This is a genomic window from Pseudomonas hydrolytica (assembly GCF_021495345.1).
GTDB lineage: Bacteria > Pseudomonadota > Gammaproteobacteria > Pseudomonadales > Pseudomonadaceae > Aquipseudomonas > Aquipseudomonas hydrolytica.
The window spans coordinates 4,611,632-4,626,494 of sequence record NZ_CP099397.1; the positions used below are offsets into that span (position 1 = coordinate 4,611,632).

The window sequence follows — 14,863 nt, forward strand, 5'->3', positions numbered from 1 at the left end:
CTGTTATTCCTGGGCCTGGACGGCAGTCTGTTCGGCGAGCGCGACGGCGCGGAACATGGCGCGGCGCTTGTTCAGGGTTTCTTCCCACTCCAGCGCGGGCACCGAGTCGGCGACGATGCCGGCGCCGGCCTGCACGTGCAGCTCGCCGTCCTTGATCACCGCGGTGCGGATGGCGATGGCGGTGTCCATGTTGCCGTTCCAGGCGTAGTAGCCGACTGCGCCGCCGTAGACGCCGCGCTTGACCGGCTCCAACTCATCGATGATTTCCATGGCGCGGATCTTCGGCGCGCCGGACAGGGTGCCGGCCGGCAGGATGGCGCGCAGCGCGTCCATTGCCGACAGCTCGGGTTTCAGCTGACCGGTGACGTTGGAGACGATATGCATGACGTTGGAATAGCGCTCGATGACCATCTTCTCGGTGAGCTTGACCGAGCCGATCTGCGACACGCGGCCGGTGTCGTTACGGCCCAGATCGATCAGCATCAGGTGCTCGGCGATTTCCTTGGCGTCGGACAGCAGGTCGTCTTCCAGCGCCTTGTCCGCCTCCTCGCTGGCGCCGCGCGGACGCGTGCCGGCGATGGGGCGCACGGTGACCAGGCCATCCTCGACGCGCACCAGCACCTCGGGCGAGGAGCCGACCACATGAAAGTCGCCGAAGTTGAAGAAGTACATGTAGGGCGTCGGGTTGATGCAACGCAGCGCGCGGTACAGGTCGATGGGCGCGGCCTTGAACGGAATCGACATGCGCTGGGAGATCACCACCTGCATGCAGTCGCCGGCCAGGATGTACTCCTTGATCGCACGGACCGCCGCCTCGTAGTCGCCCTGGCTGTAGCTGGAGCGAAACGCCGGCTCATCGCCCAAAGGCGCAGACAGGTCCACGCCCAGGCGTGGGGTGATCGGCTGGCGCAGCTTGTGCAGGATCTCGCGCAGGCGCGCATGGCCTTGCTCGAAGGCATCCGGCTGCGCCGGGTCGGCCAGAACGATGCCGTGCATCTTGCCGGCCAGGTTGTCGAACACCACCACCGCGTCGGACACCATCAGCAGGATGTCCGGCGTGCCCAGCGCATCGGGATTCACCCCGGCAGCCAGCTTGGGCTCGACGTAACGCACGCTGTCATAGCCGAAGTAGCCCACCAGGCCACCGTTGAAGCGCGGCAGACCAACGATGGTCGGCACCTTGTAGCGCGCCTTGAACTGCTCGACGAACTCCAGCGGGTCGGCGCACTCGTGGCGCTCGACCTCGACGCCGTCGGTGCTGACCACGACATCATGGCCATGCACGCGCAGCACGGTGCGCGCCGGCAGGCCGATGATCGAATAACGGCCCCACTTTTCGCCGCCCTGCACGGATTCGAGCAGGTAGGAGTTGGGCGCATCGGCCAGTTTCAGGTAGATGGACAGCGGCGTGTCGAAATCCACCAGGGTTTCGCAGGCCAGCGGAATGCGGTTGTAGCCTTCGGCGGCTAAACGCAGGAATTCTTCATGGGTCATGATCAGCCTCATGGCTCGGGGAAAACGGTCGGGTGCAAACGGGCCGCGCGCAGCGGCAGGACGAAATCAGGCGCGCCAGCGCCAACGGGCCAGGGCCTTGATGACCTTCATCCAGAGTTTGCAGCTAACCACCACGGTGCGATCTCGACAGGCGGGGGAATAAGGAGAGCGGCCACGGTAGCGCAGCCGCTCGACCTAAGCAACCCGTAGGCGATTCGGCGATTGCCCGCAAGCGGGCTCCTGCGGGCAAATGCAATTACAGCAGCTCGGCCAGGCTATCGACCACCACCGCCGGACGTTCCTCGGCAATCGGCCGGCCATGGTTGTAGCCATAGCTCACGGCGACGCAGGGCACGCCGGCAGCGCGTGCGGCCAGCACATCATTGCGCGAATCGCCGACGAACAGCGCTTGTGCCGCCTCGACCCCAGCCAGATGCATCACCTGCAGCAGCGCAGCCGGGTCGGGCTTCTGCTGCGGCAGGGTGTCGCCGCCAATGATCCAGCGGAAGTAACCGCCCAGGCCGACCTGATCCAGCAGCGGCGCGACGAAACGCTCCGGCTTGTTGGTCACCACCGCCAGCTCCACGGCCGCCGTGCTCAAGGCTTCGAGCAGCTCGTGCACACCGGGGTACAGCGCGGTCAGGTTGTGGCAGTCGGCGTAGATATCGAGAAAGCGTGCCAGCGCCTGCTCCGTCTCGGCCTCGCCCACGGCCGAGTGATCCAGGCCACCAGCCAGGGCGCGCCGAACCAGCACCCGGGCACCGTTGCCGACCCACTCGCGAACCTGTTCCACGCCAGCAGGCGGACGACCCAGCTCGACCAGCATGCGGTCGACCGCTGCGGCCAGATCCGGCACCGAGTCGATCAGCGTGCCGTCCAGGTCGAACATCACCAGGCGCGGCAGCTCACCGCCGCACAGCGCGCGCAGCGGTTTCATCCACGCACCTGGGCCAGTTCGGCGCGCATGGCGTCGATCACCGCCTTGTAGTCCGGCTGGTTGAATATGGCCGAGCCGGCGACGAAGGTGTCCGCGCCCGCCTCGGCGATCTCGCGGATGTTCTGCACGTTGACGCCGCCGTCGATCTCCAGGCGGATCTCGCGGCCGCTGGCGTCGATCAGCGCACGGGCTTCACGCAGCTTGTCGAGGGTACCGGGGATGAACTTCTGTCCGCCGAAGCCGGGGTTGACGCTCATCAGCAAAATCATGTCGACCTTGTCCATCACGTACTTGAGCACGTCCAGCGGAGTGGCCGGGTTGAACACCAGACCCGCCTTGGCGCCGCCGCTCTTGATCAGTTGCAGGCTGCGGTCGATGTGCTCGCTGGCTTCCGGGTGGAAGGTGATGTACGACGCGCCGGCTTCGATGAAGTCGCCGATGATGCGATCCACCGGCTTGACCATCAGGTGCGCGTCGATGGGCGCGGTGATGCCGTACTTGCGCAGCGCTGCACAGACCATCGGGCCGATGGTCAGGTTGGGCACGTAGTGGTTGTCCATGACATCGAAGTGGACGATGTCCGCCCCGGCGGCGAGTACGTTGTCCACTTCCTCGCCCAGGCGGGCGAAGTCGGCGGAAAGGATCGACGGGGCGATGGCGAAGGGTTGCATGGCGCACCTCTGAGTGCTGAATCACGGTGGCGCGCATTGTAGCGGTTGAATGGCTATCTGGCAGCGCCACTGGATCAGGCGCGCCAATTCGTCTCACGGCAGAAAGCCCAGCCGCTTTCCCGGCGTGACCTTTATCCAACTGACAAGACACTGACTCAGGTGGTCACCTTTAACCCTTGGCACCGGACCGTTGCCGCGCTTACTGCCTTCGAGCGCCTCTCGAGACCGCCCGCCCTTACCGCAAGCGCTAATGGGCCAGATTGAATTCATGCGCAGGGAGCATCCCGCCACGTCTTCCCCGACGCTCGAACGCCAATCCTGCGCCAGATGCCTGACAAAAGCCGGGCGCGGCATTAGGCTCAGTTGCAGATCATCGGAGCCTTGAAGATGCGCCCAACTCTGCTTGCCCTACTCGGTTTCTACCTGCTCTCCTGTCTCTCAGCCTGGGCCAAGGAGCCGGCCGAGGACGCGCCGACTGATAGCGCCGACACCCCAGCGGCAAGCGAACGCCCTTTGCTGCCCGAACGCAGCGTCAGCGACGCGCAGACGCTGGAGCAACGCCTGGACAAACGTGAACAGCAAATGCTGCAGGCTGGTGCCGAGAGCTTTCTCGCCCTGTGGCTGCCCGCCAACGTCGGCGAACCCAGCGGCGCGGTGATTCTGTTGCCCGGCGACGTGGAAAACGCCGACGGCGCGGCCGCGGTCGGACCGCTTCGGCGCAAGTTGCCGGATGCCGGCTGGCACAGCCTGAGCATCACCCTCCCCGATCCGGATGGCGACCCGCTGCCGCCGCGTACCGCCAACTCCGAAACGCCCGCACCAGCTGGCGACGAAGCCAGCGACGCGGAGGCGGAAAGCGCTGCCAATGATTCGCCAGAGCCGACAGCCGCACCCGCCGCTCCGGAAATCAGCCCCGAACAGCGGCGCCAGGCGCATGTCGAGCGGGTCATGGCGCGCATCGAGGCGGCCATCGCCTTCGCCGACCAGCAGCAGGCCAAGGAAATCGTGCTGCTGGGCCATGGCAGCGGAGCGTACTGGGCCGCCCGTTACCTCAGTGAACGCAAGCCACAGAACGTGCAGAACCTGCTGATGGTGGCCGCCGAGCTGCCGGCAGGCTTCGCTCCGCCACTGGACGAGTTGGTGGCGCAGCTGCCGGTGGCCACTGGCGATTTCTACTACAAGGATCAGGCGAGCGAGCGCCAGGCAGCCCTCAAGCGCCTGCAGGCCAGTAAGCGTGCCAAGTTGCCTACTTATATACAGGTGGCCATGAAAGCCTTGCCCGGCAACCTGCCGGTTCAGGAGGAACAGTTGTATCGACGCTTGCGCGGCTGGCTGCAACTGCATATCCGCACCAGCGGCGGCTAGCGCAGACCTCGACGCTGGCGCACCACCGCATAGGCCTGATGCAACTGACGGGTGGTTTCGGTCGCCTCGCGAATTCGTTCCGGTGAGGCGCCGGAGCCGGCCAGCTTGTCCGGATGATGGCGGCTGAGCAGGCGGCGATAGGCGCGTTTGATCTGCTCCGGCTCGCTGCCTTCGTTCACCCCGAGCAGGCGCAAGGCCTCCTGGTAACTGCCACCCGCCGGGGTCGGTTGCTGTCCTCGGCGCGGCGCATATTCCTCGCCCAGGACGTCGAGACGGGCACTGTCCCAGCCCAGCCACTTGCCCCACAACAGGATCAATTCACGTTCGCTGGGCGGCACTCGTCCGTCGACCCAGGCCATACGCCAACAGGCACGTAGCAGTTGCTCGGCACGCTCGCGCTGGCGCTGCAGCGGTCGGCGCAGATTGTCGCGCCCGGTCTTGCCACGGGAGAAGGCCTCGATGGCGCGCCGCTGCCCAGCCTCATCGAGCGCCAGACGCTGCATCTCCGAGCGCGCCTGCTGGATGTGGCGCTGCACCACGCGGCCATCGCTCTTGGCCAGACGACCGAGCATCAGAAACAGCAATTCGTCGTCCGCCGGGGCAGCACGTCCGCCAAGGCGCTCGCGCAGATTGTCACAGCCGTGCAGACGCAGGCGGCGATCCAGCGCCTGCCCGAGCAGCCCGCCGAGCAGCGCACCGGGAATGCTGGCCAGCGCCAGGCCTGCGGCAGCCCCGAGCATGGTCGCCGGCCAGAGCACCTAGCGTACCTCCTGCAGCAGGCGTTCCACCTCGGCCAGGCGCTCATGGGTGCCAACGTCGATCCAGCACCCGGCATGGCGCTCACCGCTGACCTGCCCCTGTTGCATGGCCGAGCGCAGCAGCGGCGCCAGCTTGAAAGCGCCTGGCTGGCAGGCGGCGAACAGACGCGGATGCAATACAGCGATACCGCTGTAGGTCAGGCGCTCGCCCAGCGACTCGGCGTCCTGTACCTGACCCATCGCCAGAACAAAGTCTCCGTGCGGGTGATGCGCCGGGTTGTCCACCAGCACCAGATGCGCCAGGCCGCTCATGGGCTTGCGCAGCTCGGCGAACGGGTAATCGGTAAAGATGTCGCCGTTGACCACCAGAAATGGCTCATCACCCAACAGCGGTAGCGCCTTGAAGATGCCACCGCCGGTTTCCAGAGGCTCGCCCTCGGGTGAGTAAACGATGTGCGCGCCAAAGCGCGAGCCATCACCGAGGTAGTCCTCGATCTGCTGGCCCAACCAGGCGTGGTTGATCACCAGCTCGGTGAAGCCGGCGGCGACCAGGGCGCGGACGTGATACTCGATCAACGGTACGCCAGCCGCCTTCACCAGCGGTTTCGGCGTATGCAGGGTCAGCGGACGCAGGCGTTCACCCTTGCCGGCGGCGAGGATCATCGCCTTCATGCAAGTGCCCCTTCTTCTATCGCCAGGCTGGCGAACAGCTCACCCAACTCGGCCAGTTCCGGCCGGCGCGCCAGTACGGCGCGGATGTAAGCGAAGAAGCGCGGCACGTCACCCAGATACTTGGGCTTGCCGTCGCGATGGCAGATGCGCGCGAAGATGCCGATCACCTTGAGGTGGCGCTGCACCCCCATCAGATCGCTGGCGCGCAGGAAGTCCTCCAGCGACGCCTGCACCGGAATACCGGCCGCCCGTGCCCGTTCCCAGTATCCCTGCAGCCAGCCCTGCACCCGCGCCTCGGGCCAGCTGAGAAAGGCATCCTTGAACAGGCAGGTGATGTCATAGGTCACCGGGCCGTATACGGCATCCTGAAAGTCCAGCACGCCGGGATTGGGCGAGCTGTGCATCAGATTGCGCGGCATGAAATCGCGATGCACCAGCACCTTGGGCTGGGCCAGGGCGCTGTCGATCAGCAGTTGGCTGATGCGCTGCCAGGCCGCCTGCTGCTCGGCTTTGAACTCGACCTGCAGGTGGCGCTGCACGTACCACTCGGGAAACAGTTGCAGCTCGCGGCGCAGCAGGGCCTCGTCGTAATGCGGCAGATCGGCGTCCATCGGCAAGAGCTGCTGGGCCAGCAGCGCATCGATGGCATCGGCGAACAGCGAATCGGCATTGGCCTCGTCGATCACCTCGAGATAGGTCTGGCGGCCCAGATCATCCAGCACCAGAAAGCCCTGCTCGAGATTGGCAGCCAGCACCTGCGGCACATGCACGCTGGCACTGGCCAGTAGTGCAGCGATGCGCACGAAGGGCTCGCAGTTCTCCTGCGGCGGCGGCGCGTCCATCAGGATCAGGCTGCGCGCCCCGCTCTGCCAACGGAAATAGCGGCGAAAACTGGCATCGCTGCTTGCGGGGGTCAGCTCGGCAGCCGGCACCGGGCCCCAGCCTCGCTCGGCGAACAGCAGTGGCAATTGCTCGGCGAGCCAGACTTGCAGGTGTTGCAGACGTACATCGTGTTCAGGCATCAAGGGGTCTCCGACGGCGCTAGCCGTTGCGCGGGTCATGCTTTATTATCCAGCATCTTTTTCAGCCCATCGAGAGGCGTGCGGCCCCTGGGCCGGTAGCGCGCAGGAAGCCCGGACTAACAAGATGGCAGTAAAACACCCCGCGTTCCGCAAGAAATTCCCGCTGCTGGTTACCGGCAGTCTTCTGGCCTTACAGCCCGCGTTCAGCCTACAGTCCTTTGCCGCCGAGCAATACGATTGCCAGGCGTCGCCTACGGGCGGCTGGGCCTGTGCGCCAAAGACAGCCACCAGCGCCCTGCCTCCGCGTCCACAGCACAGCCGTAGCGCTGTCAGCACCACCAGCGGCTCTGCCACAGCAACTGCCACCAAGCAGGAACCGGCTCCGGTGTTGGTCACCGAGAGCAAGGGGCGCGCCCTGGCTTCGCGCAGTCCTGATTACAGTCATTTGGACTGGGTCCCGCGCGATAAGTTGACCGCCGCTCAGCTGGCCGAAGCAGGTCCCTACTGCGCGGGCGCCTATATCGAGCCCCTGCGTCCGGGCATGGATGACACCACCCCGCTCGACGAGTCGCCGATGTACGTGTCGGCCAAGGCCTCGCGCTACGAGCAGGAAAAGCAGATCGCCACCCTGGCCGGCGACGTGGTTCTGCGCCAGTCCGGCATGCAGGTCGAGGCCGACGAGGCCAGCCTGCACCAGGCCGAAAACCGCGGCGAGCTGGTCGGCAACGTGCGCCTGCGCGACAAGGGCACGCTGGTGGTCGGTGACCGCGCCGAGCTGCAACTCGACAACGGCGAAGCCCGTATCGACAACGCCGAATACGTGATGCATCAGGCTCACGTGCGCGGCAGCGCGCTCTACGCCAAGCGTGAAGAGACCGCGATCATCCGCCTCAAGGACGGCACCTACACCCGCTGCGAGCCGGGTGACAATGCCTGGCACCTGAAGGGCAACAACGTCACCCTGAACCCGGCGACCGGATTCGGTACCGCGACCAACGTGACACTGCGGGTCAAGGACATTCCGGTGTTCTACACCCCGTACATCTATTTCCCGATCGACGACCGTCGCCAGTCCGGCTTCCTGCCGCCGAGCATGGGCACCTCCAGCGACAACGGCTTCTCGCTGCAGACCCCCTACTACTTCAACCTGGCGCCGAACTACGACGCCACGCTCTACCCCACCTATATGGCCAAGCGTGGCCTGCTGATGGAAGGCGAATTCCGCTACCTGACCGAGAGCAGCGAAGGCCAGGTCGGCGGTGCATGGCTCAACGACCAGGAAGACGAGCGCAAGCTGCAGTCCGAATACGAAGACCAGCGCTGGATGTACAGCTGGCAGCACAAGCAGGGCCTGAATTCGCGCCTGCTGGCCGAAGTCGACTACACCGACATCAGCGACCCCTACTACTTCCAGGATCTCGATACCGACCTGGGTATCGAAACGACCACCTACGTGAACCAGCGCGGCACGCTGACTTATCGTGGCGACAGCTATCGCGCTCGCCTGAATCTGCATGCGTATGAGCTGGCAAACATCACCGACGTAACGCCATACGACCGCCTGCCGCAGATCACCCTCGACGGCAAGCTGCCGTTCAACCCGGGTGGCCTGGACTTCACTTACGGCACCGAGTACGTACGCTTCGATCGCGATCTGCGTTCGGGCTTCTTCATCAACGAAGACGGCGTCGCCGAACAAAGCTGGTATGACACGCGTATTCGCGGCCTGGCGCGTGCTACCGGTGAACGAGTACATCTCGAGCCTGCTGTCAGCCTGCCGCTGGATTGGACCTGGGGCTTTATCAAGCCGCAGGTCAAATACATGCAGACCCATTACGACATCAGCCTGGACCAGCAGGGCAAGAACACTCTGCTTGCCGAGCAGACCTACAAGGGTACGCAAAATCGCGGCGTCGGTCTGTTCAGCGTCGACAGCGGCCTGTACTTCGACCGCAACACCCAGCTGTTCGGCAAGGACTTCCGCCAGACCCTGGAGCCGCGCGCCTTTTATCTCTACGTACCGGAAGAGGATCAGACCGACATTCCGATCTTCGACACTGGCGAGCCGACCTTCAGCTACGCCTCGCTGTGGCGCGAGAACCGCTTCAGCGGCAAGGACCGTATCGGCGACGAGAACAAGCTGTCGCTGGGCGTGACCAGCCGCTGGATCGAGCCCAACGGCTTCGAGCGCCAGCGCTTCAGCATCGGCCAGGCCTTCTACTTCGAGGATCGCAAGGTACAACTGGCAGGTATCGATTACCGCGGCCGCCAGGACGCGACCTCGGACGTATCGCCTTACGCGCTGGAGTACCTGTATCGCTTCAACCGCGACTGGCGCTTCTCCTCCACCTTCAACTGGGATCCGGACCAGCACGCCACCCGCTCGGGCAGCGCAATGTTCCACTACCAGCCGGAAGACAACCCGAACAAGGTGGTCAACCTGGGCTATCGCTATCGTAACGACACCGTGCGCTACGACCGCGACAGCGGCACCTGGACCACCAACCCGGACTATGGCACCCCGGGCAGCCCCAACTACATCAAGAACTACTACAAGATCGACCAGCATGACTTCTCCGTCATCTGGCCGCTGGTTCCACAGTGGAGCCTGATCTCGCGCTGGCAGTACGACTACGGCCGCAACCGTACCCTGGAAGCCTTCGGTGGCTTCGAGTACGACAGCTGCTGCTGGAAGCTGCGCCTGATCAACCGCTACTGGATCGACTACGACGAAGTCAGCCTCAACCCATCGCGCAACGACGAGCCGGACCGCGGCATCTTCCTGCAGATCGTCCTCAAGGGCCTCGGCGGCGTTGTTGGCAACAAGGTGGAAACTTTCCTCGACCAAGGCATTCAAGGTTACCGTGAACGTGAAGACCAAGCTTTCTGATCGCCTGCGCCCCCTGCTGTTGGGCGCGGCGCTGCTGGCGGCAACGGCTCAGGCCCAAGTTCGCCCTCTCGACCGCGTAGTGGCCATCGTCGACAACGACGTGGTCATGCAGAGCCAGCTCGACGCGCGTCTGCGTGAAGTGCAGCAAACCATCGACAAGCGCGGCGGCGCCCTGCCGCCCGAGCACGTGCTGAGCCAGCAGGTGCTCGAGCGTCTGATCATCGAGAACATCCAGCTGCAGATCGGCGAGCGCTCCGGCATCCGCATCACCGACGAGGAACTGAACCAGGCCATGGGCACCATCGCCCAGCGCAACGGCATGTCGCTGGAACAGTTCCGCCAGGCCTTGGCGCGCGACGGGCTGTCCTACGCCGACGCGCGTGACCAGGTACGTCGCGAGATGATCATCAGCCGCGTGCGTCAGCGCCGCGTGGCCGAGCGCATCCAGGTCACCGACCAGGAGGTGCAGAACTTCCTCGCCTCCGATCTGGGCAAGATGCAGCTGTCGGAAGAGTTCCGCCTGGCCAACATCCTCATCCCGGTTTCCGAAGGCGCCTCCTCCAGCGAAATCCAGGCTGCCGACCGCCAGGCCCGCGAGCTGTATCAGCAGCTGCAGCAGGGCGCGGACTTCGCCCAGCTGGCCATTTCCCGCTCGGCCAGCGAAACCGCGCTGGAAGGCGGCGAGATGGGCTGGCGCAAGGCCGGACAGCTGCCGCCACCTTTCGACAGCATGATCAGCCAGCTGAACCCGGGCGAGGTCACCGAGCCGGTGCGCACGCCGGGCGGCTTCATCATCCTCAAGCTGATCGAGAAGCGCGGTGGCGACACCCAGGTGCGTGACGAAGTGCATGTGCGCCACATCCTGATCAAGCCCAGCGAGATCCGCAGCCCCGAGGAAACCCGCCGCCTGGTGGAGCGCCTGTACCAGCGCATCGTCGCCGGCGAGGACTTCGCCGAGCTGGCCAAGAGTTTCTCCGAGGATCCGGGCTCGGCCCTCAACGGCGGCGATCTCAACTGGATCGATCCCAACGCCCTGGTACCCGAGTTCCGCCAGGTGATGAGCGAGACCGCCAGCGGCGAGCTGTCCAAGCCGTTCCAGACCCAGTTCGGCTGGCACGTACTGCAGGTCATGGGCCGCCGCGCCACCGACAGCAGCACGCAGTTCCGCGAGCAGCAAGCTGCCAACCTGCTGCGCAACCGCAAGTATGACGAAGAGCTGCAGGCCTGGCTGCGCCAGATCCGCGACGAAGCCTACGTCGAAACCAAGCTGTAACAGCCGTTCCGAACGCAAGAGCCCGGCCCAGCGCCGGGCTTTTTCGTTCCTGGCCCGGCGGCGTACACTGGCGCCCCGCGTCGTCACCGAGACCGACCATGAATACGCAGCAACGCTTTGCCCTCACCCCTGGCGAGCCAGCCGGCATAGGCCCGGATCTTTGCCTTCTGCTGGCACGCGAGGCCCAGCCAGTACCACTGGTGGCCATCGCCAGCCTGGCACTGCTGGCCGAGCGGGCGCAGCAGCTGGGGCTGGCCATCGAGTTGCTGGCGGTAGGCCCCGAACAATGGCCGGATAGCCCGGCAGCAGCCGGCAGCCTGTATGTCTGGGATACACCGCTCGCTGTCCCGGCGCACGCCGGCCGCCTCGATCCGGCCAACGCCGGTTACGTGCTGGAAACGCTCACCCGCGCCGGACAAGGCTGTCTGGATGGCACCTTCGCCGCGATGATCACCGCCCCGGTGCACAAGGGCGTGATCAACGAGGCCGGCATCGCCTTCTCCGGGCACACCGAGTTTCTCGCCGAACTGACCGCGACCGAGCAGGTGGTGATGATGCTCGCCACCCGTGGCCTGCGCGTGGCGCTGGTCACCACGCACCTGCCGCTCAGGGATGTAGCCGCCGCCATCACCGCCGAGCGTCTGCAGCGGGTGACGCGCATTCTGCATGCCGACCTGCAGGCCAAGTTCGGCATTGCCGCGCCGCGCATTCTGGTATGCGGGCTCAACCCTCATGCGGGCGAAGGCGGTCATCTGGGCCGCGAAGAAATCGAGATCATCGAGCCGACGCTGGAGCGTCTGCGCACCGAAGGCATGAACCTCATCGGCCCGCTGCCGGCCGATACCCTGTTCACCCCCAAGCATCTCGAGCACGCCGATGCGGTGCTCGCCATGTACCACGACCAGGGCCTGCCCGTGCTCAAGTTCAAGGGTTTCGGTGCGGCGCTGAACGTGACCCTGGGCCTGCCGATCATCCGCACCTCGGTCGATCACGGCACCGCGCTGGACCTGGCCGGCAGCGGCAACATCGACACCGGCAGCCTGCAGGTGGCGCTGGAAACCGCCTACCAGATGGCGGCAGCCACCAGCGGCAAGTCACAAGCGGCGAGTTAATGGCGGCCGGCCATAGGGCCCGGCTGCAATCCGGGTCCAGCGCCGCCCTGTTTTCCCGGATTGCATCCGGGCTACGCCTCGCCAGCGTCACAAAATCCGCGCGCGCGACGCGCGTGCCTACAGCCGCAGCGTCTTTCGCTGTTAAACTGCGCGACTTTGCCTTATCGCTCTCGGCTCCTGCTTGATGCTTGCAGCCTGAGGCTTGGAGCTGTCGCCATGTCCGAATACCAACACCGCGCGCGCAAGCGCTTCGGCCAGAACTTCCTGCACGATGCCGGCGTCATCGACCGCATCCTGCGCGCCATTCGCGCCAAGGAAGGCGAGCGCCTGCTGGAAATCGGGCCGGGCCAGGGCGCCATCACCGAGGGCTTGCTCGGCAGCGGCGCGCAGCTCGACGTGATCGAACTGGACCTCGACCTGATTCCCATCCTGCAAGGCAAGTTCGGCGACAATCCGCGCTTTCGCCTGAACCAGGGCGACGCGCTGAAATTCGACTTCGCCCGCCTTGAGGCCGCTCCCGGCAGCCTGCGCGTGGTCGGCAACCTGCCCTACAACATCTCCACCCCGCTGATTTTCCACCTGCTGGACAACGCGCCACTGATTCGCGACATGCACTTCATGCTGCAGAAGGAAGTGGTCGAGCGCATGGCCGCCGGTCCGGGCGGTGGTGATTGGGGCCGGCTGTCGATCATGGTGCAATACCATTGCCGCGTGGAGCACCTGTTCAACGTCGGCCCCGGTGCCTTCAATCCGCCGCCCAAGGTCGATTCGGCCATCGTGCGCCTGGTGCCGCATGAGGTGCTGCCGCACCCGGCCAAGGACCACCGCCTGCTCGAACGCGTCGTGCGCGAAGCCTTCAACCAGCGCCGCAAGACGCTGCGCAACACGCTCAAGCAGTTGCTGCCCGCCGAGGCCATCGAAGCGGCCGGCGTCGACGGCAGCCTGCGGCCGGAACAGCTGGACCTGGCCGCCTTCGTTCGTCTGGCTGATCAGCTCGCCCTGCAGCCCGCGTCCGCACAGGACTAAACTGCCAATACGCTCAACGGATCTCCCGCATGTCCGACCCTCGTTATCAGATCGACGTCAGCGTCACCACCCGCTATCTGGCTGCGCAATCGCAGCCGGAGCAGAACCGTTATGCGTTCTCCTACACCGTGACCATCGTCAACAATGGCCAGCTGCCAGCCAAACTGCTGTCGCGCCACTGGATCATCACCGATGGCGACGGCCGCGTGCAGGAAGTACGAGGCGCCGGGGTCGTGGGCCAGCAGCCCGATATCGCCCCGGGCGCCAGCCACACCTACAGCAGCGGCACGGTGATGGCCACGCAGGTCGGCATCATGCAGGGCAGCTATCAGATGCTCGCCGAAGACGGCAAACGCTTCGATGCGACCATCGCGCCGTTCCGTCTGGCCGTACCGGGAGCCCTTCACTGATGGCCGTCTACGCCGTCGGCGACCTGCAGGGCTGCCTGCAACCGCTCAAGTGCCTGCTGGAACAGGTGGCCTTCGACCCGGCTCAGGATCAGCTGTGGCTGGTGGGCGATCTGGTCAACCGCGGCCCGCAGTCGCTGGAAACCCTGCGTTTTCTCTACTCCATCCGCCACGCCCTGACCTGCGTGCTGGGCAATCATGATCTGCACCTGCTGGCCGTGGCGCACAATATCGAGCGCCTGAAGAAGGGCGACACCCTGCGCGAAATTCTCGACGCACCGGACCGCGACGATCTGCTCGATTGGCTGCGCCTGCAGAAGCTGGTGCACCACGACGCCGAGCGTCAGATCACCCTGGTGCATGCCGGCATCCCGCCGCAATGGAGCCTGGCCAAGGCGCTCAAGCGCGCCGCCGAAGTCGAGGAAGTGCTGCGCGACGATGCCCGCCTACCACTGTTTCTCGATGGCATGTACGGCAACGAGCCGGCGAAATGGAACAAGGACCTGCACGGCGTGACCCGCCTGCGGGTGATCACCAACTATTTCACCCGCATGCGCTTCTGCACCGCCGACGGCACGCTCGACCTGAAGAGCAAGGAGGGCGTGGGCAGCGCACCGCCCGGCTTCGCCCCCTGGTTCAGCCATCCGCAGCGCAAGATGCGCGGCGAGAAGATCATCTTCGGCCATTGGGCGGCGCTCGATGGCAACTGCCAGGAGCCCGGCCTCTATGCCCTGGATACCGGCTGCGTCTGGGGCGGCGCGATGACCCTGCTGAACGTCGACAGCGGCGCGCTTCATCGCTGCACCTGTCCCAAGCAATAAGCGCCCGAGGCACACCCAAGATCACTCGAAGGTCCCCGAACATGAGCGAATTCAAGCGAATTTCCCCGCAACAAGCCCAGGAGCTGCGCAGCAATGGCGCGGTGGTTGTCGACATCCGCGACCCGCAGAGCTTCGCACTTGGCCATATCAGCGGCTCACGGCACCTGGACAACCACTCCTTGCACGATTTCATCACCCACGCCGACCTCGATGCGCCGCTGATCGTCTCCTGCTATCACGGCAACTCCAGCCAGAGCGCGGCCGCCTACCTGGCAGGCCAGGGCTTTAGCGAGGTGTACAGCCTCGACGGCGGATTCGAGCTGTGGCGCGCAACCTTCCCCAGCGAAACCGCGCAAGGCAGCGAAGAATAATTTTCGCCGAACCGGCAGGCCCCGCCCCCTCTGGCCTGCCGAGC

13 protein-coding genes and 1 pseudogene are annotated in these 14,863 nt (G+C 65.2%); 8 read left to right on the plus strand and 6 right to left on the minus strand.

The window, feature by feature from the left end:
* Nucleotides 1-3 precede the first annotated feature (3 nt).
* The 3 genes and pseudogenes from trpE to rpe all read right to left on the minus strand — a co-directional run bounded on the left by trpE (nt 4) and on the right by rpe (nt 3,102).
* Nucleotides 4-1,494, minus strand: coding sequence for an anthranilate synthase component I (gene trpE / locus L1F06_RS21770; protein ID WP_129482590.1), 1,491 nt, complete (start codon nt 1,492-1,494; stop codon nt 4-6).
* Between the two features lie 66 nt (nt 1,495-1,560).
* Nucleotides 1,561-2,431, minus strand: a pseudogene (locus L1F06_RS21775) (phosphoglycolate phosphatase).
* Nucleotides 2,428-3,102 carry a ribulose-phosphate 3-epimerase gene (gene rpe, locus L1F06_RS21780; RefSeq protein WP_090434731.1) on the minus strand — a complete coding sequence of 225 codons (675 nt, stop codon included), beginning with the start codon at nt 3,100-3,102 and terminating at the stop codon, nt 2,428-2,430. Before rpe ends, L1F06_RS21775 begins: the two are co-directional and overlap by 4 nt.
* 387 nt (nt 3,103-3,489) lie before the next feature.
* Here rpe and L1F06_RS21785 point away from each other — a divergent pair, with 387 nt between their 5' ends.
* Nucleotides 3,490-4,467, plus strand: a complete 978-nt coding sequence (locus L1F06_RS21785) for an alpha/beta hydrolase family protein (protein ID WP_129482589.1) — start codon at nt 3,490-3,492, stop codon at nt 4,465-4,467.
* Here L1F06_RS21785 and L1F06_RS21790 read toward each other — a convergent pair.
* Genes L1F06_RS21790 through L1F06_RS21800 form a run of 3 tightly spaced genes read right to left on the minus strand, consistent with a single transcriptional unit; the run spans nt 4,464 to nt 6,919 of the window.
* Nucleotides 4,464-5,225: a DnaJ domain-containing protein gene (locus tag L1F06_RS21790; protein WP_129482588.1), complete on the minus strand. Its 762-nt coding sequence runs from the start codon at nt 5,223-5,225 to the stop codon at nt 4,464-4,466. The genes L1F06_RS21785 and L1F06_RS21790 overlap by 4 nt on opposite strands.
* Entirely contained in the window at nt 5,226-5,897 is a 672-nt protein-coding gene (gene murU / locus L1F06_RS21795; protein WP_129482587.1) for an N-acetylmuramate alpha-1-phosphate uridylyltransferase MurU, read from the minus strand.
* Nucleotides 5,894-6,919 (minus strand): aminoglycoside phosphotransferase family protein, encoded by a 1,026-nt coding sequence (locus tag L1F06_RS21800; RefSeq protein ID WP_129482586.1) that lies wholly within the window; start codon nt 6,917-6,919, stop codon nt 5,894-5,896. Before L1F06_RS21800 ends, murU begins: the two co-directional genes overlap by 4 nt.
* 124 nt (nt 6,920-7,043) lie before the next feature.
* Between L1F06_RS21800 and L1F06_RS21805 the strand changes: the two genes are divergently transcribed.
* The 7 genes from L1F06_RS21805 (at nt 7,044) to glpE (ending at nt 14,819) form a co-directional block, all read left to right on the plus strand.
* Nucleotides 7,044-9,809, plus strand: coding sequence for an LPS-assembly protein LptD (locus L1F06_RS21805; RefSeq protein WP_129482585.1), 2,766 nt, complete (start codon nt 7,044-7,046; stop codon nt 9,807-9,809).
* On the plus strand, nt 9,790-11,082 hold the full coding sequence (locus tag L1F06_RS21810) for a peptidylprolyl isomerase (RefSeq protein ID WP_129482584.1): 1,293 nt from the start codon (nt 9,790-9,792) through the stop codon (nt 11,080-11,082). Before L1F06_RS21805 ends, L1F06_RS21810 begins: the two co-directional genes overlap by 20 nt.
* Nucleotides 11,083-11,180: 98 nt before the next feature.
* Nucleotides 11,181-12,194, plus strand: coding sequence for a 4-hydroxythreonine-4-phosphate dehydrogenase PdxA (pdxA, locus tag L1F06_RS21815; RefSeq protein ID WP_129482583.1), 1,014 nt, complete (start codon nt 11,181-11,183; stop codon nt 12,192-12,194).
* A gap of 216 nt (nt 12,195-12,410) precedes the next feature.
* Nucleotides 12,411-13,220, plus strand: coding sequence for a 16S rRNA (adenine(1518)-N(6)/adenine(1519)-N(6))-dimethyltransferase RsmA (gene rsmA / locus L1F06_RS21820; protein ID WP_004373502.1), 810 nt, complete (start codon nt 12,411-12,413; stop codon nt 13,218-13,220).
* A 29-nt stretch (nt 13,221-13,249) separates the two neighbouring features.
* Nucleotides 13,250-13,630 (plus strand): Co2+/Mg2+ efflux protein ApaG, encoded by a 381-nt coding sequence (apaG, locus tag L1F06_RS21825; protein ID WP_004373504.1) that lies wholly within the window; start codon nt 13,250-13,252, stop codon nt 13,628-13,630.
* Entirely contained in the window at nt 13,630-14,448 is an 819-nt protein-coding gene (locus tag L1F06_RS21830; protein WP_004373506.1) for a symmetrical bis(5'-nucleosyl)-tetraphosphatase, read from the plus strand. The genes apaG and L1F06_RS21830 overlap by 1 nt, the downstream gene beginning before the upstream one ends.
* Before the next feature lie 41 nt (nt 14,449-14,489).
* Nucleotides 14,490-14,819 carry a thiosulfate sulfurtransferase GlpE gene (gene glpE / locus L1F06_RS21835; protein WP_004373510.1) on the plus strand — a complete coding sequence of 110 codons (330 nt, stop codon included), beginning with the start codon at nt 14,490-14,492 and terminating at the stop codon, nt 14,817-14,819.
* Nucleotides 14,820-14,863 lie beyond the last annotated feature (44 nt).

Coding starts and splice junctions, on each gene's coding strand:
- trpE (WP_129482590.1), bottom strand. CDS start 1,494: ATGACCCATGAAGAATTCCTGCGTTTAGCCGCCGAAGGCTACAACCGC.
- rpe (WP_090434731.1), bottom strand. CDS start 3,102: ATGCAACCCTTCGCCATCGCCCCGTCGATCCTTTCCGCCGACTTCGCC.
- L1F06_RS21785 (WP_129482589.1), top strand. CDS start 3,490: ATGCGCCCAACTCTGCTTGCCCTACTCGGTTTCTACCTGCTCTCCTGT.
- murU (WP_129482587.1), bottom strand. CDS start 5,897: ATGAAGGCGATGATCCTCGCCGCCGGCAAGGGTGAACGCCTGCGTCCG.
- L1F06_RS21800 (WP_129482586.1), bottom strand. CDS start 6,919: ATGCCTGAACACGATGTACGTCTGCAACACCTGCAAGTCTGGCTCGCC.
- L1F06_RS21805 (WP_129482585.1), top strand. CDS start 7,044: ATGGCAGTAAAACACCCCGCGTTCCGCAAGAAATTCCCGCTGCTGGTT.
- pdxA (WP_129482583.1), top strand. CDS start 11,181: ATGAATACGCAGCAACGCTTTGCCCTCACCCCTGGCGAGCCAGCCGGC.
- rsmA (WP_004373502.1), top strand. CDS start 12,411: ATGTCCGAATACCAACACCGCGCGCGCAAGCGCTTCGGCCAGAACTTC.
- apaG (WP_004373504.1), top strand. CDS start 13,250: ATGTCCGACCCTCGTTATCAGATCGACGTCAGCGTCACCACCCGCTAT.
- L1F06_RS21830 (WP_004373506.1), top strand. CDS start 13,630: ATGGCCGTCTACGCCGTCGGCGACCTGCAGGGCTGCCTGCAACCGCTC.
- glpE (WP_004373510.1), top strand. CDS start 14,490: ATGAGCGAATTCAAGCGAATTTCCCCGCAACAAGCCCAGGAGCTGCGC.